Source organism: Kitasatospora sp. NPDC040550 (assembly GCF_055594965.1).
This window is the reverse complement of record NZ_JBVIWC010000005.1, coordinates 159,771-186,196: the sequence shown is the minus strand read 5'-3', so window position 1 is coordinate 186,196 and position 26,426 is coordinate 159,771. Positions and strand designations below refer to the sequence as shown.

General features: G+C 73.6%; 23 protein-coding genes. 14 read left to right on the top strand and 9 right to left on the bottom strand.

Annotated features, from left to right (window positions below; genetic code table 11):
- The first annotated feature begins 196 nt into the window (after positions 1-196).
- A complete protein-coding gene (locus ACZ58X_RS10430) occupies positions 197-970 on the top strand; it encodes a hypothetical protein (protein WP_470333243.1) in 774 nt (257 codons plus the stop codon).
- A 30-nt stretch (positions 971-1,000) separates the two neighbouring features.
- Here the strand turns inward: ACZ58X_RS10430 and ACZ58X_RS10425 are convergent, their stop codons facing one another.
- Entirely contained in the window at positions 1,001-1,252 is a 252-nt protein-coding gene (locus ACZ58X_RS10425; protein ID WP_470333242.1) for a hypothetical protein, read from the bottom strand.
- Positions 1,253-1,373: 121 nt separating this feature from the next.
- Positions 1,374-5,324 (bottom strand): non-ribosomal peptide synthetase family protein, encoded by a 3,951-nt coding sequence (locus tag ACZ58X_RS10420; protein ID WP_470333241.1) that lies wholly within the window; start codon positions 5,322-5,324, stop codon positions 1,374-1,376.
- 221 nt (positions 5,325-5,545) lie between these two features.
- On the opposite strand from ACZ58X_RS10420, the gene ACZ58X_RS10415 reads away from it, so the two are divergent.
- The 5 genes from ACZ58X_RS10415 to ACZ58X_RS10395 all read left to right on the top strand — a co-directional run bounded on the left by ACZ58X_RS10415 (position 5,546) and on the right by ACZ58X_RS10395 (position 11,123).
- A complete protein-coding gene (locus ACZ58X_RS10415; RefSeq protein WP_470333240.1) occupies positions 5,546-6,238 on the top strand; it encodes a GNAT family N-acetyltransferase in 693 nt (230 codons plus the stop codon).
- A 262-nt stretch (positions 6,239-6,500) separates the two neighbouring features.
- A complete protein-coding gene (locus ACZ58X_RS10410) occupies positions 6,501-7,763 on the top strand; it encodes a MurT ligase domain-containing protein (RefSeq protein WP_360237043.1) in 1,263 nt (420 codons plus the stop codon).
- A gap of 46 nt (positions 7,764-7,809) precedes the next feature.
- A complete protein-coding gene (locus tag ACZ58X_RS10405) occupies positions 7,810-8,538 on the top strand; it encodes a type 1 glutamine amidotransferase (protein ID WP_375885976.1) in 729 nt (242 codons plus the stop codon).
- A gap of 403 nt (positions 8,539-8,941) precedes the next feature.
- On the top strand, positions 8,942-9,967 hold the full coding sequence (locus tag ACZ58X_RS10400; protein WP_360237049.1) for a 6-phosphofructokinase: 1,026 nt from the start codon (positions 8,942-8,944) through the stop codon (positions 9,965-9,967).
- A 160-nt stretch (positions 9,968-10,127) separates the two neighbouring features.
- Positions 10,128-11,123: a 2-hydroxyacid dehydrogenase gene (locus ACZ58X_RS10395; RefSeq protein ID WP_470333239.1), complete on the top strand. Its 996-nt coding sequence runs from the start codon at positions 10,128-10,130 to the stop codon at positions 11,121-11,123.
- Between the two features lie 84 nt (positions 11,124-11,207).
- Here ACZ58X_RS10395 and ACZ58X_RS10390 read toward each other — a convergent pair whose 3' ends face one another.
- Complete coding sequence (locus ACZ58X_RS10390) at positions 11,208-11,702, bottom strand: hypothetical protein (protein WP_470333238.1); 495 nt, start codon at positions 11,700-11,702, stop codon at positions 11,208-11,210.
- 183 nt (positions 11,703-11,885) lie between these two features.
- Here ACZ58X_RS10390 and ACZ58X_RS10385 point away from each other — a divergent pair, with 183 nt between their 5' ends.
- Positions 11,886-12,389 (top strand): DinB family protein, encoded by a 504-nt coding sequence (locus ACZ58X_RS10385; protein WP_470333237.1) that lies wholly within the window; start codon positions 11,886-11,888, stop codon positions 12,387-12,389.
- A gap of 23 nt (positions 12,390-12,412) precedes the next feature.
- Here ACZ58X_RS10385 and ACZ58X_RS10380 read toward each other — a convergent pair whose 3' ends face one another.
- Together ACZ58X_RS10380 and ACZ58X_RS10375 are read right to left on the bottom strand one after the other, a co-directional pair.
- Positions 12,413-13,315, bottom strand: coding sequence for a UTP--glucose-1-phosphate uridylyltransferase (locus tag ACZ58X_RS10380; protein WP_470333236.1), 903 nt, complete (start codon positions 13,313-13,315; stop codon positions 12,413-12,415).
- Positions 13,316-13,450: 135 nt separating this feature from the next.
- On the bottom strand, positions 13,451-14,962 hold the full coding sequence (locus tag ACZ58X_RS10375) for an MFS transporter (protein WP_470333235.1): 1,512 nt from the start codon (positions 14,960-14,962) through the stop codon (positions 13,451-13,453).
- A 215-nt stretch (positions 14,963-15,177) separates the two neighbouring features.
- Here ACZ58X_RS10375 and ACZ58X_RS10370 point away from each other — a divergent pair, with 215 nt between their 5' ends.
- Positions 15,178-15,549 (top strand): YciI family protein, encoded by a 372-nt coding sequence (locus tag ACZ58X_RS10370; protein WP_470333234.1) that lies wholly within the window; start codon positions 15,178-15,180, stop codon positions 15,547-15,549.
- Positions 15,546-16,760 carry an RNA polymerase sigma factor gene (locus tag ACZ58X_RS10365; protein WP_470333233.1) on the top strand — a complete coding sequence of 405 codons (1,215 nt, stop codon included), beginning with the start codon at positions 15,546-15,548 and terminating at the stop codon, positions 16,758-16,760. Before ACZ58X_RS10370 ends, ACZ58X_RS10365 begins: the two co-directional genes overlap by 4 nt.
- 22 nt (positions 16,761-16,782) lie before the next feature.
- Here the strand turns inward: ACZ58X_RS10365 and ACZ58X_RS10360 are convergent, their stop codons facing one another.
- The gene (locus ACZ58X_RS10360) at positions 16,783-17,736 is read right to left on the bottom strand and encodes an NAD-dependent epimerase/dehydratase family protein (RefSeq protein ID WP_470333232.1); all 954 of its coding nucleotides are present in this window, start codon (positions 17,734-17,736) and stop codon (positions 16,783-16,785) included.
- A 249-nt stretch (positions 17,737-17,985) separates the two neighbouring features.
- Here ACZ58X_RS10360 and ACZ58X_RS10355 point away from each other — a divergent pair, with 249 nt between their 5' ends.
- A complete protein-coding gene (locus ACZ58X_RS10355; protein WP_470333231.1) occupies positions 17,986-18,990 on the top strand; it encodes a cytochrome c oxidase assembly protein in 1,005 nt (334 codons plus the stop codon).
- A gap of 120 nt (positions 18,991-19,110) precedes the next feature.
- The gene (locus tag ACZ58X_RS10350; RefSeq protein WP_470333230.1) at positions 19,111-19,749 is read left to right on the top strand and encodes a YdcF family protein; all 639 of its coding nucleotides are present in this window, start codon (positions 19,111-19,113) and stop codon (positions 19,747-19,749) included.
- Between the two features lie 72 nt (positions 19,750-19,821).
- On the opposite strand, the gene ACZ58X_RS10345 is transcribed toward ACZ58X_RS10350, so the two are convergent.
- Positions 19,822-22,041 (bottom strand): NADP-dependent isocitrate dehydrogenase, encoded by a 2,220-nt coding sequence (locus ACZ58X_RS10345; protein WP_470333229.1) that lies wholly within the window; start codon positions 22,039-22,041, stop codon positions 19,822-19,824.
- A gap of 402 nt (positions 22,042-22,443) precedes the next feature.
- Here ACZ58X_RS10345 and ACZ58X_RS10340 point away from each other — a divergent pair, with 402 nt between their 5' ends.
- The gene (locus ACZ58X_RS10340; RefSeq protein ID WP_470333228.1) at positions 22,444-22,770 is read left to right on the top strand and encodes an SAV_915 family protein; all 327 of its coding nucleotides are present in this window, start codon (positions 22,444-22,446) and stop codon (positions 22,768-22,770) included.
- Complete coding sequence (locus ACZ58X_RS10335) at positions 22,767-23,114, top strand: hypothetical protein (protein WP_470333227.1); 348 nt, start codon at positions 22,767-22,769, stop codon at positions 23,112-23,114. The genes ACZ58X_RS10340 and ACZ58X_RS10335 overlap by 4 nt, the downstream gene beginning before the upstream one ends.
- 41 nt (positions 23,115-23,155) lie before the next feature.
- Here ACZ58X_RS10335 and ACZ58X_RS10330 read toward each other — a convergent pair whose 3' ends face one another.
- Both ACZ58X_RS10330 and ACZ58X_RS10325 read right to left on the bottom strand, forming a co-directional pair.
- Entirely contained in the window at positions 23,156-23,407 is a 252-nt protein-coding gene (locus tag ACZ58X_RS10330) for a hypothetical protein (protein WP_470333226.1), read from the bottom strand.
- A 73-nt stretch (positions 23,408-23,480) separates the two neighbouring features.
- The gene (locus tag ACZ58X_RS10325) at positions 23,481-24,275 is read right to left on the bottom strand and encodes an EamA family transporter (RefSeq protein ID WP_470333225.1); all 795 of its coding nucleotides are present in this window, start codon (positions 24,273-24,275) and stop codon (positions 23,481-23,483) included.
- 455 nt (positions 24,276-24,730) lie between these two features.
- On the opposite strand from ACZ58X_RS10325, the gene ACZ58X_RS10320 reads away from it, so the two are divergent.
- Positions 24,731-26,389, top strand: coding sequence for an APC family permease (locus tag ACZ58X_RS10320; protein WP_470333224.1), 1,659 nt, complete (start codon positions 24,731-24,733; stop codon positions 26,387-26,389).
- Positions 26,390-26,426: the final 37 nt, after the last annotated feature.

Genomic DNA, 26,426 nt, shown 5'->3' with positions numbered 1-26,426 from the left:
GATCCGCCATCCCGCCCCCCTACCCGTGAACACTCTCGACAGATCGCCGGATGATACGTCAGCACGCGAAGGTCCCGCACTCGCCCTTCGGATCCGGCCAACGTTCACCGGGGCTTCCGCGCCGGGTCGCCCGGCGGACGCGCGGCCCCGGTCGGATGGGCCGACCGGACGACGGAACAGGGAGCGGGTGCGCAGCATGGATCGGCGGAGGTTCGCCGCGGCGGTGGCGGCGGGTGTGGTGGTGCCGGTGGTGGCCGGGGCCGGGCAGGCGGAGGCCGAGGGGACGGGCGGTCAGGAAGGCCTGCGGCGGCAGATGGTGAAGGCACTGACCGGTGCGCTGGGCGACCGGGCCGCCGCCGAGGCCGAGGTGCCGCGGATCCTGGACGTCTGCTTCGACTGGGCGCCGCCGACGGTGGAGCCGGCGAAGGTCGACTTCCTGCTCGCCTACGCCTTCGGCAACCGCGCCCCGGCCGGCGGCGGCGACCCGGCCAAGGTGCGCTACGAACCGGGCCCGGTGAACCGGGAGTTGGCGGACACCGTGGCCAGGATCCACCGCCGCCGCAAGGTGCCGGTGTACGCCCAGTGGGAGATCGCCCACTTCCTGACCACCGTCCACGGGCTGACCGACGTCACCTCGATCGAACCGGTGGTCGCCCCGGACGGGACGATCACCTACCTGAGCACCTACGGCGTGGCCGCCCAGGTCGCCGCCACCCGCAAGAACCTGCCCGGCGGGATCGGCACCGCCGGGGTGGTCGGCTTCCGGGACCACGTCAAGCGCTGTGTGCTCACCACCCGGCTGGCCGGGATCGCCTCGGCGGGCGCCCCGGCCGGGACGGCGATGCCGGGGACGTACGACCCGCAGTCCGGCCAGGCCTGGACCCGCAGCCGCGAGCTCTACCTGGTGCACGACATGGCGGCGCAGTGGCAGCTGCTGGAGCAGCGGCTGGTGGCGGCGGCGGGCGCCTGATCGGGCGCCCGCCGGTCCTCCGGCCGGGGGTCAGCCCTGGTCGGGCTGGACCACGCACACCGCGTTGCCCAGCATGCTGCCGAAGCCGCCGAGCAGCGCACCGGTGACGCTCTTGCAGGCGGCCGCCTCCTGGGGGGTCTTCGGACCGTTGTTGCTGCTGGTGTTGATGCTGGTGTTGTTGTTGTTGCTGCCGGCGGCGGCCGCCGTCTGGGCGAGGGCGAGCGGCACGGCCAGCAGCAGGGCGCAACAGGCCGCGGCCAGTGCGGAGTTCTTCGCGAGCATGGGGGAGCCCCTTCGGATCGAGACGGGTTCGGCGGAAAGCCGAGCCATCCCTATCCGAAGGGGCTCCCGCGGTCACGGATCCTGGGCCATCCGTGAGCGTGTCCGCGTCAGCGCCCGGGTGTCACGGGGTGAGCCGCTCCACCGCCCGGATGGCGGCCGCGAGTTCGAGCACCCCGTGCTCCTTGAGCACCCCGTAGTGGTCCCCGGCCAGCTCCACCACGGTGGGCGGGGCGGCCGACCAGCCGGTGCTGCCCTCGATGAAGGAGTAGTCGTCGCCCGAGGCCTTGAAGACGGTCACCGGAGCCGCCAGCCGCCGCTCGGCCAGCTCGCGGAAGCTGTACTCGAACTCGTAGGTCTCCCCGACGATCCGGGTGATCCGGCGGATCACCTCCTCGTCCAGCGCGGGCAGCATCCGGTGCACCCCGGCGACGAACGAGGACTCGTCGACCGTCCCGGCCAGGCAGCGCTCCAGCTCGGGCCCGCTGATCGCCCCGGCGAACACCGAGAAGAGGATGGTCACGTACGCCGGATCGGCGTACGAGGACTCCCGGCCGTGCTCCCGGCCGTCGGCCTGCCGGAGCTCCGGGTTGCCCGGGCAGATCAGCAGCAGCCGCTCCACCCGCTCGCCGGCCTGCTCCAGCTGCCAGGCCGCCTCGAAGGCGACCCGGGCGCCGAAGGAGTAGCCCCACAGGGTGTACGGGCCCTCGGGCTGCACCCGGCGCAGCTCGGCGAGGTCGGCGGCGGCCGTCTCCCGGATGGTGGCGTACGGGGTCTCGCCCGCGTTGATGCCGTGCGCCTGGACGCCGTAGAAGGCGCGGCCGTCGCTCGCCTCCCGGCCGAGCAGCCGCAGGTTCATCGGGTAGCCGCCCAGCCCGGGCCAGCAGAACACCGGCCGGCGCCGCTGCCCCTGCTCCTCCTGCTCCCCCGGTTGCAGCGGCACCAGCCGGGAGGCCGGCGCGCCGTCCGAGGCCGAGATCCGGGCCGCCAGGTCCGCCAGCGTCGGGCACTCGAACACCACCTGGAGCGGCAGCGAGGTCCCGAACTCCCGGTTGATCCGGTGGACCAGCGCCACCGCGGTCAGCGAGTTGCCGCCGGCGGCGAAGAACTCGTCGGTCACCGACACCTCCTCGTACCTGAGCGCCTGCCCCCAGGCCTCGGCCAGCCACCGTTCCCGCGCGGTGCGCGGGGCGACGAACTCGCCGCGCGCGCCGTCCGCGCGGACGGCCTCGGAGCCGGCCAGCGCCTTGAGGTCGACCTTGCCGTTCGCGGTGAGCGGCAGGGCGTCGACGATCAGCACCCGGTTGGGCAGCATGTAGTCGGGCAGCAGGGTGGCGAGTTCGTCCTTGATGATCTCGGCCGGGCCCTTCATGTGCACGGTGTCCTCGTGCATGCCCTCGCTGCCGATCTGCTCCTCGCTGACCTTCCCGCCGAGGAAGAAGTACGACGCGCCGGTGGCGATGCCCGCCGCGTCGAGGATCTCGTCGATCCGGCGTGAAGCGGGCAGCGGGTGGCCGGACTTGGAGCTGTAGCCGGAGGACATGAGGCCCAGGCCCAGGCCGTTGCGCTGGAGGCGGTGCAACTCGGTGCCGAGCACGATGTACTCCAGCCAGTCCTCGGCGGCGCGGCTGACCGCGGTGATGCCGAACGCGGCCCGGGCGTACACGGCCTGGTTGATCGCGATCACCTGCCGGGACTCCACCACCTCGTCCGCGACCCTGGTCAACTCGCCGTCGGCGTAGCGGTGGAGGCCGGCCGGCAGGCCGTCCACCCGGTCGGCGTGGGCCTGGACGTACAGCTCGGTGTGCTCCTCGGGGGCGAGGCCGCGGTTGCGGTCGACGGTGAAGCTGCCCAGGTAGTGGTCCTCCTCGGCGACGTCCAGCCGCCGCCGGACGGCCGGGTCGAAGCCCTGCGGGCGCACCTCCAACCCGTACTCGGGCAGCACCTCCTCCAGCACGCCCAGCATGTGGCCGGTCTCGAACTCCAGCACCTCGCGGATGTTGTTCTTGTACACCGGCTCGATCGCCCCGTTCCTCCCGGAGAAGTGCAGCGTCAGGTACGGCTCCGGGCGGGCGTCGGCGGCGCCGACCCTGATCAGGGTGTGCTCGACCGGGTGGTAGTAGTACAGCCCGGCGGCCAGCCCGTCCAGGCCGCCGGTCTCCAGGTACAGCTGGGTCGCGTAGAGCGCGCCGGGCGAGGCGTAGGCGTACTTGGGCAGCAGCCGCTCCTCGCTGTGGAACTGGCCGAACCAGCGCAGGATCCGGCCGAGTTCGGGGAAGCTCAGCAGGCCGAGCTCGCGGCCGAAGGGGCCGGCCGGGCGGGGGGCGAGCAGCGCGGTGAGGTCGTCCCGGGTGACCGGGCCGCCGTCGTAGAAGCGGTAGGTCTTGCGGGCGAAGACGGCCCGCCGCTGGGTCTCGCTCTCGCGCCGGCCCGGCAGTTCCACCTTCTCCCGGCCGGCCAGCTGCGCCGGGGTCCGCACCCCGGGGTCGGAGAGCTGGGCCCGGACCTGGAGCCGGCTGGCCTTGGACCGGTGGTGGCCGCCGTGGCTGCCCTGGTCCATCAGGGCGGCCTCGCGCGGGTTCAGTTCGACGCAGGCGACCAGGTTCTGGTGGCCGGTGCGCCCGTCGGCGGTGACCACGGCGGCCGAGCGGCGGACCCAGGTGTGCTCCTCGATCGCCCGGGCGATCTCGTCCAGCTCGACCCGGTAGCCGCGCAGCTTGACCTGGTTGTCGACCCGGCCGGCGAACTGGAGGGTGCCGTCCGGGTTCCAGTGCACCAGGTCGCCGGTGCGGTAGAGCTTCTCGGCCGGGGCGAACGGGGAGGGCACGAACCGCTCGGCGGTCAGCTCCGGCCGGTGCAGGTAGCCGCGGGCCAGCTGGACGCCGCCGATGTACAGCTCGCCGACGTCCCCGAGGCCGACCGGGGCCAGCCGTTCGTCCAGGACGAAGCACTGGGTGTTGTCGACCGGCCGGCCGATCGGCACCGAGCCGGCGCCGTCGCCCAGCGCGGCCGGGTCGACCAGGTGGGCGGTGGCGTTGATGGTGCACTCGGTCGGGCCGTACAGGTTGACCAGCGCGGCCCCCGGCAGGGCGGCGGCCAGGTCGCGGGCCAGCCGCAGCGAGAGCGCCTCGCCGCCGGAGAACAGGCCGGTCAGGCCGGTGCAGTCGGTGAAGCCCTCGGTGTCCAGCAGGGCCTGCAGAAGGGTCGGCACGCACTGCAGGGCGGTCACGCCGTACCGGCGCACGGCGGCGACCAGCGCCTCCGGGTCCCGGTACAGCCCGGGCGTGCCGGCCACCACCCGGGCGCCGACGGCCGGGGCGAGGATCTCCCACTGGGCGGCGTCGAAGCTCATCGGGGTCTTCTGCAGCACCGTGACCGCGGGATCGAGGTGCCCGGCGGTGTGCAGCCAGCGCAGCTGGGAGACCACCGCCCGGTGCTCGATCTGCACGCCCTTGGGGCGGCCGGTGCTCCCGGAGGTGTAGATCACGTAGGCCGTCGACTCCGGCCGCGCCCACTCCTCGGACCGCCCGTCCGCCGACGCCTGCCCGTGAGCCGCCGCCTGCCCGTACGCCGCCGGCGCCTCCTCGACGGTGAGGACCGCGGTGCCGGGCGGCAGCAGCCCGGCCAGCCGCTCGCGCAGGTGCTCCTGGGTGAGGACGATCCGGGTGCCGCTGTCCTCGATCATGTAGCGGAGCCGGTCCTCCGGGTACTCGGGCGACAGCGGCAGGTAGCCGGCCCCGGCGTAGAGGACGCCCCAGGCCCCGGCGACCAGCTCCACCGAGGGCTCGACGTACAGGCCCACGCAGTCGTCCGGGCCCGCGCCCAGCGCACGCAGCCGCGCGGCCAGCCCACGGGCGCGTTCGGACAGCTCCAGGAAGGTGAGGCGGCCGTGCTCGCCGACGACGGCCGGGTCGGCGGGCCGGGTGCGGGCCTGCCGCTCCAGCAGGCCGGTGAGGGAGGTGCCGACCGGCGCCCGGCGGGCGTGCGGGAGGCGGGTGACGGAGGTGACGGAGGTGCCCCCGGTGGTGGTGGCGGTGGTGGCGGCGGCGGCGGCGGCGAGGTCGGTGTTGCGCATGGTAGAGCCTTCGGTGCGTGGACGTACGGACCCCGGCGGCCCTGCTCACCAGGAGCGCCGGGTACGGACTCCACCGTCGGCCGCCCGCCGTCCCGACCGCATGAGGCACCGGTCTGGACCTGTGCCGGATCCGTCCCGGCGGGGGCCCGGCCGCGGTCGGGCATTCGTGCGTTCACGATCACGTAACCGGCCGGAAGCGAGCCGTCGGTAGCGTCGGACCCATGACGGCACCCCGCACCCGCCTCGAACGGCTCTGGCACCGGCCCTTCCGCAGGTCGAACCGCAGGTGCGCGGTGCCCGACGCCCAGACCACCCGGCCGCCCGCGCACCCCGGCGGCCCGCACCGGCCGACCCGCGGCCACCCCGCCCCGGTCGCCCCGCCCCCGGAGACGTCCCGGCTGTCCCTGCCGGACGGGACCGAGCTGCTGCTGCGCCCGGCCGGCCCGGCCGACAAGGCGGCGGCCCTGGCGATGCACGAGCGCTGCTCCCCCGCCGCGCTGCGGCTGCGGTACCACGGGCCGGTCCGCGACGCCGACCGCTACCTGGAGCACCTGCTGGACCCCCGGCACGGCCGCAGCCTGGTGGTGGCCGCCCCCGACGGGCGGGTCCTCGCCCTCGGACACCTGATGTGGGACGAGGACGAGGCGGAGCTGGCCGTGCTGGTCGAGGACGCCTGGCAGCGGCACGGGCTCGGCCTGGCGCTGCTCCGCCGGCTGACCGCGGTGGCCCGGGCGGCCGGGATCGGCACGGTGTACGCGGTGACCCAGGCCGCCAACACCGGGCTGATCACCGCGATGCGCCGGCTGGCGGCGCCGCTGGACTTCCACTGCGAGGACGGCACCCTGGTGATCACCGCGACCCTGGCCGCCGGAGCCGCGCCCGCCGCCGCCTCCGCACCCGCTCCGGGCCGCTGATCATTTCTTCACCACATCCTTACCGGCTGCCCCGGGAACCCGGGGCAGCCGACGGGGCGTCCTTCCCCGCAGCAGGGGTCCCTCCGTACACCGCCCTCCTTGACGGGCCGTCAGCAGCCCCGGCAGCGGCGTCGCAGCTGGCGGCATGGGGTCCGGATCGTCCGGCCGGGCTACGGAGTCGGTAGGCTGGCCCCGTCCCCGCCGCCCGACGGCCCGTTATCCGGCCGGCAGGCGGTGCCGCAGCAAGGAGGAACCACTGAGCATGGCAGGCACCGAATCGGAGCCCACAGGCGCACGCGACGCCTCGCTGCCGGCCCGCGCCAAGATCGCGGTCACGGCCGGCAAGGTCGCCGCCGCCGTGTCCCGCAAGGCCGGTCGCGGGAGCGGCTCGGTGATCGGCGGCAAGGTCGCCCTCAGGCTCGACCCCGACCTGCTCGCCACCCTCGCCGACCACCTCGACGTCGTCCTGGTCAGCGCCACCAACGGCAAGACCACCACCACCCGCCTGATCGCCGAGGCGCTGCGCGCCGCCGGCCCGGTGGTCTCCAACGCCCTGGGCGCCAACATGCCGGCCGGCATCACCTCCGCCCTGGCCGGTGGCACGGAGGCCCGCTTCGGCGTGATCGAGGTCGACGAGAAGTACCTGGCGACGGTCGCCCGCGACACCCACCCCAAGGCGATCGCCCTGCTCAACCTCTCCCGCGACCAGCTCGACCGCGCCGCCGAGACCCGCATGATGGCGGAGAAGTGGCGCGAGGGCCTCCAGGACACCGAGGCCGTGGTCATCGCCAACGCCGACGACCCGCTGGTGACCTGGGCCGCCTCCTCCTGCAAGAAGGTGGTCTGGGTGGCCGCCGGACAGGCCTGGAAGGAGGACGCCTGGTCCTGCCCCGCGTGCGGCGGCGTGATGCAGCGCCCCGGCGACGACTGGTTCTGCCAGGACTGCGGCTTCCGGCGCCCCAACCCGCACTGGGCGCTCCAGGGCACCCACGTGATCGACCCGCAGCGCGGCGCCTGGCCGATCCAGCTGCAGCTGCCCGGCCGGGCCAACCTGGCCAACGCCACCAGCTCGGCCGCCGTCGCCGCCGTCTTCGGCGTCTCCCCGCAGGTCGCCCTGGAGCGGATGCGCTCGGTGTCCGCCGTGGCCGGCCGCTACGACGTGGTGCAGTACCAGGGCCGGGACATCCGGCTGCTGCTCGCCAAGAACCCGGCCGGCTGGCTGGAGACCTTCTCGCTGATCGACGGCCCGCCGGCCCCGGTGATCCTCTCGGTCAACGCCCTCGACGCCGACGGCACCGACACCTCCTGGCTGTGGGACGTCGACTACGAGCGCCTCGCCGGGCACCCGATCTTCGTGATGGGCCAGCGCAAGCTGGACCTGGCCGTCCGCCTGGAGGTCGCCGGGCTGCAGTTCCACGTCGTGGACACCCTGGAGCAGGCCGTCCGGATGGCCCCGCCCGGCCGGATCGAGGCCATCGCCAACTACACCGCCTTCCAGCAGCTGCGGAAGGTCGTGGCCGGCTGATGCCGCGCCCGCACACCAGTCTTTTCGTGACGGAAGGCCTTCGAGGATGAGTGAGAGCAGCCTGCGCGTGGTCTGGGTCTACCCGGACCTGCTCAGCACCTACGGCGACCGCGGCAACGCCCTGGTCGTGGAGCGCCGGGCCCGCCAGCGCCATCTCAACGTGACCCGGATCGACGTCCGCTCCGACCAGGCGATCCCCACCAGCGGGGACATCTACCTGATCGGCGGCGGCGAGGACCGCCCGCAGCGACTGGCCGCCGAGCGGCTGCGCGCCGACAGCGGCCTGGTGCGGGCCGCCGAGAACGGCGCGATCATCTTCGGCGTCTGCGCCGGCTTCCAGATCATGGGCCACGAGTTCGTCAACGACCTCGGCGAGCGCGAGCCGGGCCTCGGCCTGCTGGACGTCTGGACCACCCGGGGCGAGGGCGCCCGCTGCGTCGGCGACGTGCTCGCCGACGTGGACCCGCGGCTCGGCCTGCCGCAGCTGACCGGCTTCGAGAACCACCAGGGCGTCACCCACCTCGGCCAGGGCGTCCAGCCGTTCGCGAACGTCACCGTCGGCCGCGGCAACGGCACCGGCGACGGCACCGAGGGCGCCTGGCGGGACACCGTCTTCGGCACCTACCTGCACGGCCCGGTGCTGGCCCGCAACCCCGCCGTCGCCGACATGCTGATCAGGCTGGCCCTGGACGTCAACGCCCTGCCGCCGGCCGACACCACCTGGTACGACGCGCTGCGCGCCGAGCGCATCGCCGCCACGGCGCGCCCCGCGTAGTACCCCCGTAGTGCCCACGTAGTACCCACCCTCACGACGCACCCCGTGTCGTGCGACCGAACGCCCCGCCCGGGTGCCCGCGATGCGGTCACCCGGCCCGCGGGCGGCCCCGGTCGTACGACAATGGGGCTGCCGGCTGCACACCCTCCTCGGCAGCAGGCTGCAATTCCGCGCGGGGGCGCCGACGGCGCCGCTCCCGCGTCGGCTCCTGCCCGGCCGGACCAGGGGCCGTATGCTCGACTTCACGGCCGTTTTCGGATGCTCTGTCCGGATCCGGCCGGTGCTTCACCCCGAGGCAACCTCCCCGTCACCCCGGTGGGGAAGGCCTCGTCGCGGTGACGGCTCGTCGTCCCAGCCTGTAGTCCGGCCGTTTCCTCGGTTCTGCTCGGGAGTTGCAAAGCTAATGCGTATCGGAGTGCTGACCAGCGGCGGTGACTGCCCCGGCCTGAACGCGGTGATCCGTTCCGTGGTCCACCGGGGGGTGGTCGACCACGGCGACGAGATCATCGGGTTCGAGGACGGTTGGCGCGGTTTCCTGGAAGGGCACCACCGCCCCCTGACCCTCGACTCGGTGAGCGGCATCCTGGCCCAGGGCGGCACCATCCTCGGGTCCTCCCGGGTGCAGCCGAGCCACCTGCGGGACGGCGTCGAGCGGGCCAAGAAGTACTGCTCCGACCTCGGCCTGGACGCCGTGATCCCGATCGGCGGCGAGGGCACCCTCAAGGCCGCCAAGCTGATGAGCGACGCGGGCCTGCCGATCGTCGGCGTGCCCAAGACCATCGACAACGACATCGCCGCCACCGACGTGACCTTCGGCTTCGACACCGCCGTCTCGGTCGCCACCGAGGCCCTGGACCGGTTGAAGACCACCGCCGAGTCCCACCAGCGGGTCATGGTCGTCGAGGTCATGGGCCGGCACACCGGCTGGATCGCGCTGAACGCGGGCATGGCGGCCGGCGCGCACGCCATCGTCGTCCCGGAACGCCCGTTCCACATCGAGAAGCTCACCGCCGTGGTCCGCGAGCGCTTCGACCGGCAGAAGAAGTTCGCCATCGTGGTCTGCGCCGAGGGCGCCAAGCCCGAGCCCGGCACCATGCACTGGGAGGAGGGCACCAAGGACATCTACGGCCACGAGCGCTTCACCGGCATCGCCACCCAGCTCTCCCGCGAGCTGGAGCACCGCCTCGGCAAGGAGGCCCGCCCGGTCATCCTCGGCCACACCCAGCGCGGCGGCACCCCCACCGCCTACGACCGGGTGCTCGCCACCCGCTTCGGCTGGCACGCCGTCGAGGCCGTCCACAAGGGCGCCTTCGGGCACATCACCGCGCTCCAGGGCACCAACATCAACCTGGTGCCGCTGGCCGAGGCCGTCGCCGAGCTCAAGACCGTCCCGCAGGAGCGCTACCAGGAGGCCGAGACGGTCCTCTGACCGCCGCCCCTCCCCCGGACCGCCACCCCGGCCCCCGGACCGCACCCCGCGGTCCGGGGGCCGTCGTGCGGCTGGCGTGCGGCCGTCGTGCGGCTGGCGGGCACATCCGCGGCCGCCCCGTTAGCGTGGGCCGCAGGAGCCCTCCCCGGAAGGACGTCGCATGGAGATCCTGGCGTACGGAGTGCAGGCCGACGAACGGCCGCTGCTGGAACGGGCCTTCGCCGGCCGGCACAAACTGCGCTGCCTGAACCTGTTCCTCGACCGCGACACCGCCCCGCTCGCCGCCGGCCACCCCGCCGTCAGCAGCAGCGTCAACGCCGTCCTCGACGCCGAGACCCTGGCCGTCCTGGCCGCCGGCGGCACCCAGCTGATCGCCCAGCGCTCCACCGGCTTCAACAACATCGACCTCGACGCCGCCGCCGACCTCGGCCTCACCGTCGCCCGGGTCTCCCACTACAGCCCGTACGCCGTCGCCGAACACGCCTGGGCCCTGGCGATGGCCGTCAACCGGCGGATCGTCCGCGCCGCCAGCCGCTCCCGGGAGTTCGACTTCCGCCTCGACGGGCTGCTCGGCCGGGACGTCCACGGCATGACCGTCGGTGTGATCGGCACCGGCAAGATCGGCGAGTGCTTCGCCCGGATCGCGGCCGGCTTCGGCACCGAACTCCTCGGCTGGGACATCGCCGAGAACCCGGCCTGCCGCGAACTCGGCATGCACTACACCGAGTTGCCCGAACTCCTCACCCGCGCCGACCTGATCAGCCTGCACGTCCCGCTGCTCCCGGCCACCCACCACCTGATCGACACCGCCGCCCTGGCCCGGATGAAGGACGACGCCATCCTCGTCAACTCCAGCCGCGGCGGCCTCGTCGACAGCGCCGCCCTGGTCGAGACCCTGCGCGCCGGACGCCTCTCCGGCGTCGGCCTGGACGTCTACGAGGAGGAGACCGGCGTCTTCTTCACCGACCGCTCCATCCAGGGCATCACCGACGACGTCCTCGCCCGCCTCGTCACCTTCCCCCAGGTCCTGGTCACCAGCCACCAGGCCTACTTCACCCGCACCGCCGTCGGCCAGATCATCGACGCCACCGCCCGCAACGTCGACGACTTCGCCGCCGGCCGCACCAACGAGAACATCCTCGTCCCCAGGACCTGACCCAGCGGCCCGGCCGCCCGCGACAGCGGCGACCGGGCTCCGGCACAGCGGGAGTCGGCGACGGGTCGGCCGCGCGGCCTCGGCTCAGGGAAGAAGCAGGACCTGGTACGTGCCGTCGCTGCGGGTGACGGTGGACGTGATCCGCCAGCCGGCCGGGACGGGGTAGCCGAGAATCCGGCCACCCGGCTCCAGGATCACCACGTAGGCCATCGCCGTCGTACCGTGCGGGGCGCCGCCGAGGTAGCTCACCACCGCGGTCTGTCCGTCGAGCAGGCCACCGACGAGCACCCAGCCGGCCGGCAGGCCCTGGTTGGCGAGCAGGGCGACCCTGGCTCCGAAAGGGGCCCCGCCGAGGTACTCGATGAGCTTGTCCTGGTTCGCGGCGTTCCGGCTGATCACTGCCCAACCGGCCGGGACGGGGTTGTACAGCGGGATCCGCATCTGGGTCCCGAAGGCCGGAGTGGCAGCGGGGTGCGCGGCGGGGGCGGGGCGCGCGGCCGGGGCGGCGCCGGCGGTGCCCGCGCACCCCAGGAGCAGGGCGAGGGCGCAGACGGCCAGGACGGAGGTTCTTCGACGCATGGCGGTTCCTCTTCCGTTCGGACGGACGGGATGGCACGTGCCGGCCTCCACGCTCCGCCCCGTCGGCACCGGGCGTCAACGCCGTCCGTCGCTCTGCCGGGGGCGCAGTGAGGCACCGGCGGCGGTCGGTGGTCCCGAACTCTGCGCCCGCACCCGACCGGTGGGTCTGCTAACGTCCCGCGCATGATCAAGACCGTGCCGTTCACCGGCGGCGAGAAGGAAAGCCTGCACACGGCCCTGGACCGGCACCGGGACGCGGTGGTGTGGAAGGTCCAGGGCCTGGACGACGAGCAGTTGCGGCGGCCGATGACGCCCTCGGGGACGAGTCTGCTGGGCCTGGTCAAGCACCTGGCCGGCGCCGAACTCGGCTGGTTCCGGGAGACCTTCGGCCGGGAGACCGGGCCGCTGCCGTTCGACCTCGACGCGGACGAGAGCTCCGACATGCGGATCGAGCCGCACGAGTCGACGGCGGAGGTGCTGGCCTTCTACGCCCGCGCCCGGGCCGCCGCCGACGAGGTGATCGGGGAACTCGACCTGGAGTCCACCGGCACCTCCTGGTCGGGCCGGACGGTCTCGCTGCGCTGGGTGCTCATCCACATGACCACCGAGACCGCCCGGCACGCCGGGCACCTGGACATCCTGCGCGAACTCACCGACGGCGCCACCGGGGACCACGACCGCAGCTGACCCGGCCGCTCCTCGGCCAGCGGCTACTCGGCCGGGGCCAACTCCGCTGCCAGCTGCCGCAGTTCGTGCCCGTACTCCGGGTTGGCGAGGGCCGCCGCGAACTGCGCCCGCAGGTAGGCGGCGGGGTTGCCGGTGTCGTACCAGGTGCCGGCGATGACCTGCCCGTAGACGGCCCGGCGGGCCGCGTAGGCGTTGATGGCGTCGGTCAGGTAGACCTCGTCCTCGGGCTTCTCGTGCCAGCGGCGGGTGAGTTCACGCAGCTCGTCGACGATGCCGGGGGTGATCACGTACCCGCCGATGGCGGCGTACCCGGAGGGGGCGTCGACCGGCTTGGGCTTCTCGACCAGGCCGGTGATCCGCAGCGACCCGCCGCCGAGGTCCTCCTTCACCACCGGGACGCCGTAGCGGTAGGAGTCCTCGGGCGCCATCGGCATCAGCGCGAGCACCGGCGCGTTGGTCTGCTCGAACGCCCGGATCAGCTGCTGCGCGCGCGGCACCTCGGCGACGAACACGTCGTCCGGCCACAGCACCAGGCAGGGCTCGTCCCCGAACTGCCGGGCGGCGTTGAGCACCGGGGTGCCGTTGCCGTACGGGCCGTGCTGGTAGAGGTAGCTGATGTGCCCCTTGCGGGACAGCTCCCCGACCTCCTCGACCGCGTCCGCGAACGCCGCCTTGCCGTCCCGGCGCAGCTGCTCGACCAGCACCGGGTTGGGGCGGAAGTGCTCCTGGATCAGGCCCTTGTCGCCGTTGACGACGATGGTGATGTCGGTGATGCCGCTCTCGATCAGCTCGCGCACGGTGTGCTCGATCACCGGCTTGTCGCCGACCGGCAGCATCTCCTTCGGGGTGGCCTTGGTCAGCGGCAGCAGGCGGGAGCCCAGCCCGGCGGCGGGGATGACGGCACGGCGGATGGTCCTGGGGGCCATGTGATGCTCTCTCATGTCGACGGTGCTGAGCCGCAGTTGAGCGGCACCGCGACCGACGCTACCAAGGATCACCCCATGATCATTACCGCCCGCCGGAGGGGCGGCGGAAGCCACCGCCACCCCCGCACCGTCCGTTCACCCGGGCCGGGTATCGGCCGCCGCTCCGGTCGCTCTGACGACCGTCCCCTCGGCCGTTCCCCCCGCCGACCGCACCGCCAGGGTCAGCAGTGCGAGCCCGGCGAACAGCGCGGCGGCGATCAGCCCGTTGACGTGCAGCGCGGCCGTGAGCGCCGAGCGCGCACCGCGCAGCAGTGCGGCGCCCTGCTCGGCGGGCAGGTGCCGTGCCGCCTCGGCCGCGGCGGCCGGCGAGTCGGAGCCGCCGCCCGCACGGTCGCGGTAGACCGCCGCGGCGACGGTGCCGAGCACGGCGAAGCCGAGCGAGCCCCCGAAGTAGTTGCCGGTCTCCGACATCGCCGCCGCCGAGCCCGCCCGCTCCGGCGGCACCGCGTCGAGGACCAGCCCGGTGCCCAGGGCGAACAGCGGCCCGGTGCCCAGCGCCAGCACCGCGATGCCCGTCATCACCAGCGGCAGCGAGCCCGCATCCCCGTCCACGGCGATCAGTAGCAACGCGCCCAGCGCCGAGACCGCCAGCCCGCCGGCGATCGCCCTGGTCGGCCGCACCCGGCCGACCAGCCGCGGCGCGGCCAGGGTACCGGCCGCCACCGCCAGGCCCATCGGCGCGAACAGCACGGCCGAGGCGAACGGCGAGCGGCCCAGCACGCTCTGCAGGTACTGGGTGACCAGCAGCCCGGTGCCGGCCATCGCCGTCCCGGCCAGGACCAGCGAGACCAGCACCGCCGCGAACAGCCGGTTGCGCAGCAGCATCAGGTCCAACAGTGGTTGCTCCAGAGCAAGTTGACGCCGGATGAAGAGGTGGCCGACGCCGGTGCCGAGCAGCAGGGCGGCCACCGGGACGACCGTCTCGCCCCCGACCGGCAACTGCTTGACCCCGTACAGCACCAGCAGCACCGCCACCAGCGACAACCCGGCCCCGGCCGGGTCCGACCGCCCGGACGCCCTGCCGCGGAACTCGGGCAGCAGCAACGGCCCGGCGGCCAGCAGTAAGGCCATCGCCGGGACGGCCGCCAGGAACACCGACCCCCACCAGAAGTGCTGGAGCAGCAGCCCGGCCAGCACGGGCCCCAGCGCGCCGCCGGCGAACTGGCAGGTCGCCCAGACGGCGACGGCCCGCCCGCGCTCACGCTCGTCCCGGAACATGGTGGTGATCAGCGCCAGCGTGGACGGCGCCAGCGTCGCCCCGGCCACGCCCAGCAGAGCCCGGACCACGATCAGCATCAGCGGGTCGACCGCGAGGGCCGCGACCACCGACAGCACCGCGAAGGCCGCCGCGCCGGTCAGCAGCAGGCGTCGGCGGCCGATCCGGTCACCCAGCGCACCCATGGTGATCACCAGCCCGGCCACCATCAGCCCATATCCGTCGCTGATCCACAGCTGTTCGACGGCGGAGGCGCCCAGGTCGGCGCTCAGCTGCGGCAGGGCGAGCAGCAGCGCCGTCATGTCCATCGCGACCACCAGGGTCGGAAGCATCAGCAGGGCCAGCCCCAGCCGGGCCCGGTTCGCTCTCATCGCGTGCTCCTCGTCGTCTCGGGTTCCTCGCAGCGGTCGGTCGGAGCGGCCCGGGACTTCTTGACGCCGGAGCACCGAGGGACGGGCGGGAACCCGAGGGCCGCGACGAAACCCGTGGGAGATTTCTCCGTCAGGGATGTCAAGACGGCGGCCCCGGCTCCCGACCGGATGGTCGAGGGGCCCGCACGGGGCCCGCCCACGACGAGGAGTACGCGATGAAGTTCCTGATCAGCCTGCACATCAACCCGGCCGTGCTGGACGCGCTGACCGACGAGGAGAAGGCGGCGATCGGCGCCGGGCACGGCGCGTTCATCGAGGAGGTGAAGGCCTCCGGCGAACTGATCCTCACCCAGGCGCTGGTCGACCCGTCGCAGGCCGCCGTGGTCACCGTCCGGGACGGCCGGCCGGCGGTGACCGACGGCCCGTTCCTGGAGGCCAAGGAGTTCCTGGGCGGCTTCTACCTGCTCGACTGCGAGAACAAGGAGCGGGCCGTCGAACTGGCCGCGCGGATCCCGGACGCCGCGGTCGAGGGGCTGGGCGTCGAGGTGCGCCAGGTGATGTTCTCCGACGGACACTTGGAGGCATGACAGCACCGGACTTCGAGGACCTGCTGCGTGAGCTCACGCCGCAGGTCCTCGGCACCTTGGTACGACGGTACGACCGCTTCGAGGGCTGCGAGGACGCCGTCCAGGAGGCCGTCTTCGCCGCCGCCGTGCAGTGGCCCGAGGAGGGCGTACCGGACAACCCGCGCGGCTGGCTGGTGACGGTCGCCTCCCGGCGGCTGGTCGACCGGATCCGCAGCGACCGCGCCCGCCGCGAGCGGGAGCACGCGACCACGGCCGCCGAGGTGCTGCCCGAGGACGTGCCGGACACCGACGACACCCTGGTCCTGCTGTTCCTGTGCTGCCACCCCGCGCTCACCGCCGCCTCCCGGACCGCGCTCACCCTGCGCGCCGTCGGCGGCCTGACCACCGCCGAGATCGCTCGTGCCTTCCTGGTGCCGGAGGCCACCATGGCGGCCCGGATCAGCCGGGCCAAACAGCGGATCCGGGCCGCCGGCAGCACCTTCGCGCTCCCCGAGGGCGCCGAGCGCGAGGAACGGCTACGGGTCGTCCTGCACGTGCTCTACCTGATCTTCAACGAGGGCTACACCGCCTCCTCGGGCAGCGAACTGCATCGCCCCGACCTCGCCCAGGAGGCCGTCCGGCTGACCCGGATCGTGCACGCCCAGCTGCCCGGGGACCCCGAGGTGACCGGGCTGCTCGCCCTGATGCTGCTCACCCACGCCCGCCGGGCCGCCCGCACCACCGCCACCGGCGACCTGGTCCCGCTGGCCGAACAGGACCGCACCGCCTGGGACCGCGCCCTGCTCGACGAGGGCACCGCCCTGGCCAAGGCCGCCCTGGCCGGCCCCGCCCTGGGTCCGTACCAGCTCCAGGCCGCCATCGCCGCCACCCACGCCGACGCCGCCACCACGGACCGGACCGACTGGGCCCAGGTGCACGCGCTCTACCTGATCCTGGAGCGGATCGCCCCCAACCCGATGGTCACCCTCAACCGCGCCGTCGCCCTCGCCGAGCTGAACGGCCCGCGGGCCGGCCTCGACCTGCTCGCCACTCTGGACGCCGACCGGCGCCTGGCCGACCACCACCGGCTGCTCTCCGTCCGGGCCCACCTGCTGGAACGCTCCGGCGACCGGACGGCCGCGTACGACCACTACCGCCGCGCGGCCAGGGCCACCGTGAGCCTCGCCGAGCAGCGCTTCCTGGACGCCCGGGCCCGCCGGTTGCAGCCCTGAGCACTCCTAGAGCCCTACAGCCCTACAGCCCCAGCGCCGTCCGGTACCAGGGCGCCGCCCCGGCGAGGCGGGCCAGCGGGCCCGGGCCGGGCGGACAGGCGGCGAGGCGCCAGATCGCGTCGCTGCGGTACCAGTGGTCCCGGGCGACCATGGCGAACTGGCGCTCGGAGACCAGGCCCGGCGCGGCGGCGAGCCGTCGGCGGCACTCCGCCCACGGCAGCGCCGGGCCGTCCTGGGCGGGCAGCAGGCCGAGCCCGGCGAGGGTGTCGAGCAGGTCGCCGCCGAGGACCGGTTCCGGGTGGGCCGCGTGGTGGACGCCGGTCACCCGGTCCGGGGCGTCCAGGGCGAGCCCGGTGATCAGCCGGGCCAGGTCGGCGCGGTCCACCAGGGAGAGCCGGGCCGCGCCGCCCGCCCAGCGGCCCGGGACCCTGCGGGCCAGCTCGGCCAGGGCGGGCACCACCCAGCGGTCGCCCGTCCCGGTGACCAGGGCCGGGCGCAGCACCGCGGCACCGGCGGCCAGGGCGTGCCCCTCGCCGAGCAGCCGGGTGCGACTGGCCGCCGACAGCGGCGCGGCCGGCACCCCGCCGACCCCGAGGTCCGTGTGCGGGCCTTCGCCGTACACCGCCGTGGTCGACAGGTGCACGATCCGCCCGATCCCGGCCCGGGTGGCCGCCGCCATCACGGCCGCCGTGCCCCGGTCGTTCACGGCCGCGCACGCCTCCTCGCCGCCGGCGACCCTGGAGGCGAGGTGGAGCAGCACCCCCGCACCCGCGCACAGCCCGTCCAGTGCGGAGCGGTCGGCGAGGTCGCCGGGCACCCAGGCGGTGTGCCCGTCCGCGACGGGCTCTCCGCGCACCAGGGCCCGCACCGGCACGCCGCGGGCCGCGAGGGCCTCCCGTACGGCCGATCCGATGAACCCGGTGGCCCCGGTGAGCGCGACCACGGGCCGCTCCCCGGGCCGCTGTGCCGCCGCCATGCCTGGTTCCTCCCTGCCGACCGGCCGGTCAGTCTAGCGACGTCCCGCGCATCACCGCCCCGCCCACCGCCTGCCCCGCCCACCGCCCGGGGCGCCCACCTGCCGGGCCACCCGTACGGAGGGGGCGGCGGCACGCCCGGGGTAAGGCCCACCTAGGCTGTATGCCAAGCAAAACGGGCGAACCGGACCCCCAGCGGGGACCACAATGACGGAAAGCGGGACCCGCCGATGGGCGACGGAATGTCAGGAATGCACCACCACGGCGGGATGACCCCACTAGGCCCGTTCACCCTCTCCAACGTCTGGACCTGGTCCCCCGACTGGGTGTTCCTGCTCGGCGGCCTGGTCGCGCTGGCGCTGTACCTGACCGGCGTGGTCCGGCTGTACCGGCGCGGCGACCGCTGGCCGGTCGGCCGGGTCGTCGGCTGGGTCGCGGGCGTCGCCAGCCTGCTGCTGGTCACCTGCAGCGGGCTGAACGACTACGGCATGGTGCTGTTCAGCGCGCACATGATCCAGCACATGGTGCTGTCCATGCTGACGCCGATCCTGCTGCTGCTCGGCGCCCCGATCACGCTCGCGCTGCGCGCGCTGCGCCCGACGGGCAAGGGCCGGCCGCGCGGTCCGCGCGAGCTGCTGGTGGCGCTGCTGCACAGCCGGTACGTCCGGGTGATCTCGCACCCGGCGTTCACCATCCCGATGTTCATCGCCAGCCTGTACGGGGTCTACTTCACCCCCGCGTTCGACTTCCTGATGCAGTACCGCCTCGGGCACATCTTCATGATGGTGCACTTCCTCATGACCGGTCTGACCTTCTTCTGGCCGATCATGGGCGTCGACCCGGGCCCGCACCGCCCCGGCCACGTGATGCGGATCATCGAACTGTTCATGGGGATGCCCTTCCACGCCTTCTTCGGCGTGGCGGTGATGATGGCCGGCCACCCGCTGGTGACCACCTTCACCGTCCAGGGCGCGCCACCCGGGACGGACCTGTTGGAGGACCAGAAGCTGGCCGGCGGGATCACCTGGGCGTTCGGCGAGATCCCGACCGCGATCGTGCTGATCGCGCTGGTCTACCAGTGGATGGGCTCCGAGCAGCGGCAGGCCCGCCGCCGGGACCGCTCCGAGGAGCGCACCGGTGACGCCGAGCTGGAGGCGTACAACGCCTACCTGGCCTCGCTGCACCGCAAGGGCCAGCGCCCGGCCGCCGCCCCGGCCGCCGCGCCCACCGCCACCCCGGCGGCCGACGCCGGCTGAGCCCCGGCCCGCCCGCCCGGAGCACCCGGAGCCCACGCCCTCCCCGACGCCCACGCCCCCGGAGGACGTGGGCTCCGTCATGTCCTGGAACGGTCGTTCCACCGGGCGCGTTCGAGGGGTATGCACGCCCTGTTCCTCCCCGCCGTCCTGCTCGGCGGGTACGTCCTGCTCTGGCTGCTCGGCTTCCTCGGCTGCGCGCTGTTCCAGCGCCGCCGGCCGGTGCCCGCCGGGGCCGACTACCTGGTGGTCCTGGGGGCCGCGCTGAACGGCTGCGAGCCCGCGCCGACCCTGGCGGCCCGGCTGGACGCCGCGCTGGAACGATTCGCCGCCGAGGAGGCCGCCGGGCACACGCCGCTGCTGCTGGTGACCGGTGGCAAGGGCCCGCACGAGGAGTGCACCGAGGCCGGCGCGATGGCCCGCTACCTGCTCGCCCGGGGCGTCCCGGCCGAGCGGATCCGGCGCGAGGAACGGGCCGTGAACACCGCCGAGAACCTGCGGTTCAGCGCCGCCCTGATGGCCGCCGAGCGCCCCGGCTACCGCTGCGCCGTCATCACCAGCGGCTTCCACACCGTCCGCTCCGCCCTGGCCGCGCACCGGGCCGGCGCCCCCGCCCGGGTGCTCGGCGCGGACGGCCCGCTCGCCCACGGCCCGTACCAGCTGCTGCGCGAGGCCGTCGGCACCGCACTCGCCCTGCCGCGGGCCAACGGCGCCGCCCTGCTGCTGCTGACCGGGGCGGGAGTGGTGCTCGGCCTGGCCTGAGACACGAGGAGGCCCCCGGGTCCGCCGCAGCGGTCCCGGGGGCCTCCCGGTGCGTCGATCCGACCGGTGGTGTCAGCCGAGGTTGGCGATCGCCTCGTTGAAGGTCTTCGACGGGCGCATCACGGCCGCGGCCTTGGCCGGGTCCGGCTGGTAGTAGCCACCGAGGTCGACGGCCGAGCCCTGGACGGCGATCAGCTCGTCCACGATGGCCTTCTCCTGCTCGGTCAGCGCCTTGGCCAGCGCGTCGAAGGCCTGGGCCAGCTCGGCGTCGGCGGTCTGCTTGGCCAGCTCCTGGGCCCAGTACATGGCCAGGTAGAAGTGGCTGCCGCGGTTGTCGATGCCACCGAGGCGGCGGCTCGGCGACTTGTCCTCGTTGAGGAAGGTGCCGGTGGCGCGGTCCAGGGTGTCGGCCAGCACCTGGGCGCGGGCGTTGCCGGTGCTGGTGGCGAGCTGCTCGAAGCTGGCGGCCAGCGCGAAGAACTCGCCCAGGCTGTCCCAGCGCAGGTAGTTCTCCTTGACCAGCTGCTGGACGTGCTTCGGGGCGGAGCCGCCGGCGCCGGTCTCGAACAGGCCGCCGCCCGCCATCAGCGGGACGACGGACAGCATCTTGGCGCTGGTGCCCAGCTCCAGGATCGGGAACAGGTCGGTCAGGTAGTCGCGCAGCACGTTGCCGGTGACCGAGATGGTGTTCTCGCCGCGGCGGATGCGCTCCAGCGAGTACTTGGTGGCCTCGACCGGGGACTTGATCTCGATCTGCAGGCCGGTGGTGTCGTGCTGCGGCAGGTACGCCTTGACCTTCTCGATCAGCACGGCGTCGTGGGCGCGCTCGGCGTCCAGCCAGAACACGGCCGGGTCGCCGGTGGCGCGGGCGCGGGTGACGGCCAGCTTGACCCAGTCCTGGATCGGCAGGTCCTTGGTCTGGCAGGCGCGGAAGATGTCGCCGGGCTGGACGGCCTGCTCCAGCACCACGTTGCCCTCGGCGTCGACCAGGCGGACGGTGCCGGCGGCCGCGATCTCGAAGGTCTTGTCGTGGGAGCCGTACTCCTCGGCCTTCTGGGCCATCAGGCCGACGTTCGGGACCGAGCCGATGGTGGCCGGGTCCAGGGCGCCGTGGGCGCGGCAGTCGTCGAGGACGGCCTGGTACACGCCGGAGTAGCTGCTGTCCGGCAGCACCGCGAGGGTGTCGGCCTCCTGGCCGTCCGGGCCCCACATGTGGCCGGAGGTGCGGATCATGGCCGGCATCGAGGCGTCGACGATGACGTCGCTCGGCACGTGCAGGTTGGTGATGCCCTTGTCGGAGTCGACCATGGCCAGGGCCGGGCCCTCGGCCAGCTCGGCCTCGAAGGAGGCCTTGATCTCGGCGCCGTTCTCCAGCGCGTCCAGGCCGGCCAGGATGCCGCCGAGGCCGTTGTTCGGGTTCAGACCGGCGGCGGCCAGCGCGTCGCCGAAGCGGGCGAAGGTCTGCGGGAAGAAGGTGCGCACGACGTGGCCGAAGATGATCGGGTCGGAGACCTTCATCATGGTGGCCTTGAGGTGCACCGAGAACAGCACACCCTCGGCCTTGGCACGGGCGACCTGGGCGGCCAGGAAGTCGTTCAGGGCGGCGGCGCGCATCACCGAGGCGTCGACGACCTCGCCGGCCAGCACCGGGACCTTCTCGCGCAGCACGGTGGTGGTGCCGTCCTGGCCGACCAGCTCGATGCGCAGGGCGCCGTCGGCGGCGATCACGGTGGACTTCTCGGTGGAGCGGAAGTCGTTCTCGCCCATGGTGGCGACGTTGGTCTTGGACTCGGCGGTCCAGGCGCCCATCCGGTGCGGGTGGGTCTTGGCGTAGTTCTTGACCGACAGCGGGGCCCGGCGGTCCGAGTTGCCCTCGCGCAGGACCGGGTTGACGGCGCTGCCCTTGACCTTGTCGTAGCGGGCGCGGACGTCCTCGTCCTCGGCCGTGCGCGGCTCGTCCGGGTAGTCCGGCAGGGCGTAGCCCTGGGCCTGGAGCTCGGCGATGGCGGCCTTGAGCTGCGGCACCGAGGCCGAGATGTTCGGCAGCTTGATGATGTTGGCGCTCGGGGTCTTGGCGAGCTCGCCGAGCTCGGCCAGGGCGTCGCCGATCCGCTGGGCCTCGGTCAGACGCTCCGGGAAGCTGGCGATGATCCGCCCGGCCAGGGAGATGTCACGGGTCTCCACCCGGACGCCCGCCGTCGAGGCGTACGCCTGGACCACCGGCAGGAACGAGTAGGTCGCCAGGGCCGGAGCCTCGTCGGTGTGCGTATAGATGATGGTCGAGTCAGTCATCGAAACTCCGCTTCACGTCTCCAACGTCTTGACGTCAAGATATCTCGTCCCGGGCCCCACTCTCCACCTCCCCCCGCCCCGGAGCGCGCGCCGGTCGGATCCGGGAGCCCGCACGGGGCGCGACCGGCGGCCGGATCCACGGTGGTCCGGTGCGCGGCGCACGGCAAGCGGAGCGCTCCGGAGCCGTACGGGACGGGCGGGGTTGGGGCGGTTGTACGACACCGTTCGGGCCGGCGCGGAACTGGTGTAGTCCAATCGGGTGAGCCGGGTGTCAGGAGTGCGTCAACGCACCACCCCATTCGGTCAACGCTGCGTCAGGACCGGCGCGGTCCGGCAGGACCCGGCCTAGCGTCGGGACGAGCAGTTCCGGCAGCCACCACCACCCCACTCGGGAGCATCCGCATGGCCTGCGTCGTCTGGCACGTTCCGGTCACCACCACCGGCACCGGAAGCACCGCCGCCCTCCGCCTCTTCCGCATGCGCAACGGCGTCCGCTGCGCCGTCGGCTTCTCCAGCCCCGAGGCCCTCGCCGCCCTCCTGGGGCCGGACCAGGCCTACACCGAACTCGGTGAGGCCGCGCTGCGCAACCTCACCCGGCCGCTCGGCGTCGACACCCTGGTGCTCGACCCGGGACTGGTCGCCCCGCCGGTCACCACCCCCGCCACCGTCGGGGCCGCCCCCGGCACGGCCCCGACCACGACCCCGACCGCCCGCCTCCAGCACCGGTGACGGCCCCGCTCCAGCTCGTCCCGGACGGCTTCGAACCCCCTCCGGGCCGCCCCGAGCCGGCCCGGGCGCTGCACGCCATCGCCCGGGTCAGCCACGGGCCGGTGCCGCTGGACTTCGACCGGCTGGCGGCGGAGTTCCCGGCGGTCCAGAGCGGCCTCGCCCTCGCCGGGGACGCCGACCTGGAGCTGCGGCTCGCCTGCACGGGGCCGGAGGAGCTGCGGACGGTCGCCGCCGCCCTGCACCGGGCGGGCGCCGCCAAAGTCCGGATCGACCTGGTGCTGCGGTCACTGACCCCGGCACCGGTGACGCTCCGACCGGTGCCCCAGATCCGGCCGGTGCCCTAGGTGCGGCCGGTACCCCAGAGGTGCCCCGGCGGCGGGCCGGCTCACTCGAACCCGGGGCGCGGGTTCGGGTTGACCGCCTGGCCGTCGATCTCCGCCCCCCAGGCGTCCAGCCCGCCGGCGTCCACGCAGTAGCCGCTGCCCTCGACGTGCCCGCCCGCGGCCCGACAGGTGGCGGCGGTGACGTCGCGCCGGGCGGCCCCCGCCGCCGAGGCGGTGGGGGCCGCGGCCCCGGCGGCGAGCAGGACGGCGGTCGCGGTCGTGACGGCCACCCGGGCCGCGCGTGAGGTCATCATGCGGCCCACGACAGCACGGCGGCGCGCCCCCGGCGACCACAGCTCGCCCGCCCGGGTGCACGCCGCCGCCCCGCTACGTCCGGGCCAGGGCCGCGATCGCGGCCAGCAGCAGCGCCGAACCGGCCACCAGGCCCGCGGTGACCGGCTCGCCGAGGAACAGCACGCCGATCACCGCCGCCGTGGCCGGCTCCAGCAGCACCAGCACCGAGGCGGTGGCGCCCGGTACGGCCGTCAGCCCGGAGAAGTACCACCGGTAGGCGAGCAGCGTGGGCACCGTCCCGAGGAAGAGCAGCGCTCCCCCGGTCAGCGCCGGCTGCCCGGTACTGGGCAGCACGCCCTGGAGCGCCGCGAACGGCAGCAGGCAGAGCAGGCCGGTGACGAAGGCGCCCCGGCCGGCCCGGGCCGAACCGCCGGCCCGGGCCCAGAGGGTCAGCCCGCTCTGGCCCGCGCCCGCGAGCACCGCCAGGCCGACGCCCAGCACCGGCCGCGGCCCGGCGGCCGGGGCCGCCACCAGCAGGGCCAGCCCGCCGAGGGCGAGCGCGACGGCGGCCACCGCCCGCCCGGTGAGGCGTTCGCCGAGCAGCAGGTGCCCGCCGAGGCCGGTGAGCACCGGCCCCGCCCCGATGGTGACCAGGGTGCCGAGCCCCAGCCCCGCGTAGTGCACGGAGGCGAAGTAGGCGCACTGGCTGACGGCCAGCCCGATGCCGGTCAGCACGGCGGCGCCGCGCCCGCCGCCGCGGGCCCGCCCGGCCCCCGAGGGGAGCAGGGCCAGGCAGAGCGCCGCGACGCCGAAGCGCCAGCAGGAGACGGCGGCGGCGGAAATGGACAACAGGCCGTGCCGGAACGGCACGGCGGCGTAGGAGGTCATGCGTCGGTGCTCCACGATGGCTCGCCGGTTCAGGTCCGCGGGGTACGCGGGCGGCGGTCATCGCCCCGGCGCCGGGGGCTCTCCCTCCGGGCCGGGTCCGATCGGTGTGCCGCCCGCTAGCGGACCGGCGGCGGCAGGATCACGAAACGCACGGAACCAGCCTACGCCGCGCCTCCGGCAGCATGGCTATGCGGTTCACATCATTCCCATAAATGAGTGGGCGATCCATATTGCCGGACCGGACGGCGAAGCTCAATTGCCGCTCAAATACTGAACCTACTCGCGAGTCACGTAACACGCCCATGAACAGACGGCCCCCTACCTGCACGGATATCTGGCAAAGAAAGTAAACATTCAGCAATGGAATCTGTGCAGAGGTCTATGAATAGCCCTACTGTGTGGCAACTCTCCGCGCTCCGCCCACCCCGGAGCCCCCACACACAGAGAGATCATCCATGGCTTCCCTCAACCAGATCTCGCCGCCCGGCCAGAGCTCCGGCACCACCGGGACCGCCCACCGGTCGCTCAAGCGCCACGTCGGACTCGTCGGCCTCATGTGGGCCTCGGTCGGCTCGATCATCGGCTCCGGCTGGCTCTTCGGCGCGAAGAGCGCCGTCACCGCCGCCGGACCGGCGGCCGTCATCTCCTGGGGCATCGGCGCCGTCGGGATCGTGCTGCTCGCGCTCGTGCACGCCGAGCTCGGCGGGCTCTTCCCGGTCTCGGGCGGCACCGCGCGCTACCCGCACTACGCCTTCGGCGGCCTGGCCGGCATGTCCTTCGGCTGGTTCTCCTGGCTCCAGGCGGCCACCGTGGCACCGATCGAGGTCGAGGCCATGATCGGGTACGCCAAGGACGTACCCTGGGCCAGCGGACTGCAGAACGCCAACGGGACCCTGACCACCAGCGGATTCATCGTCGCGACCCTGCTGATGGCGGTATTCGTCGCGGTCAACTTCCTCGGCGTGAAGGTCCTCGCCCGGACCAACAGCATCGCCACCTGGTTGAAGATCTTCGTTCCTCTGCTCACGATCTTCATGCTGGCGATCACCAGCTTCCACGCCTCCAACTTCACCTCGCACGGATTCGCCCCGTTCGGCGCCAAGGGCGTGCTCGCCGCGATCAGCACCAGCGGCATCATCTTCGCCCTGCTCGGCTTCGAGCAGGCCATCCAGATCGCCGGTGAGAGCCGCAACCCCAAGCGCGACATCCCCCGCGCCGTGCTCGGCTCGGTCGCCATCGGCACCCTGATCTACACCCTGCTGCAGGTCGTCTTCATCGGCGCACTGCCGGTCACCGCCTTCGCCAACGGTTGGGCGAAGCTGGACTTCCCCGGCATCGACGGCCCGTTCGCCGGCCTGGCCACCCTGATCGGCCTCGGCTGGCTCTACTACGTGCTCAAGGTCGACGCGGTGATCTCCCCCGCCGGCACCGGCCTGATCTACACGACCTCCACCTCGCGCATCTCCTACGGCCTGAGCCGCAACGGCTACGCGCCGCAGAAGTTCGAGCAGCTGGACCGGAACGGCGTGCCCTGGTTCGGCCTGATCCTGTCCTTCGTGACCGGCGTGATCTGCTTCCTGCCCTTCCCGAGCTGGCAGCAGCTGGTCGGCTTCATCACCTCCGCCAGCGTGCTGATGTACGCCGGCGCACCGCTGGCCTTCGGCGCCCTGCGCCGCCGGCTGCCCGACCGCGAGCGTTCCTACCGGCTGCCGCTGGGCGGCGTGATCTCCCCGGCCTCCTTCGTGGTCGCCAGCCTGATCATCTACTGGGCCGGCTGGCAGACCCTGTCCCGCCTGGGCATCGCCATCGTGCTCGGCTACGCCCTGCTCGGCGGCTACGCGGCGTACGCGATCAAGAACCGCCTGCCCAACGCCCCGCGGCTCAACTGGAAGGCCGCCCAGTGGCTGCCGGTCTACCTGCTGGGCCTCGGCCTGATCTCCTGGCAGGGCGGCTTCGGCAACGGCACCGGCCTGATCCCGCTCTGGTACGACATGGCGCTGGTCTCGGTGTTCGCGCTGGCGATCTACTACTGGGCGATCCGGGTGGCGCTGCCCGCCGAGGAGATCGAGCGGGAGGTGGCCGACGTCGAGGTGGTCGACGCGGGCGGTCACTGACCCCCTGAGCACCCCCTGACCCCCGAGACTCCTGACA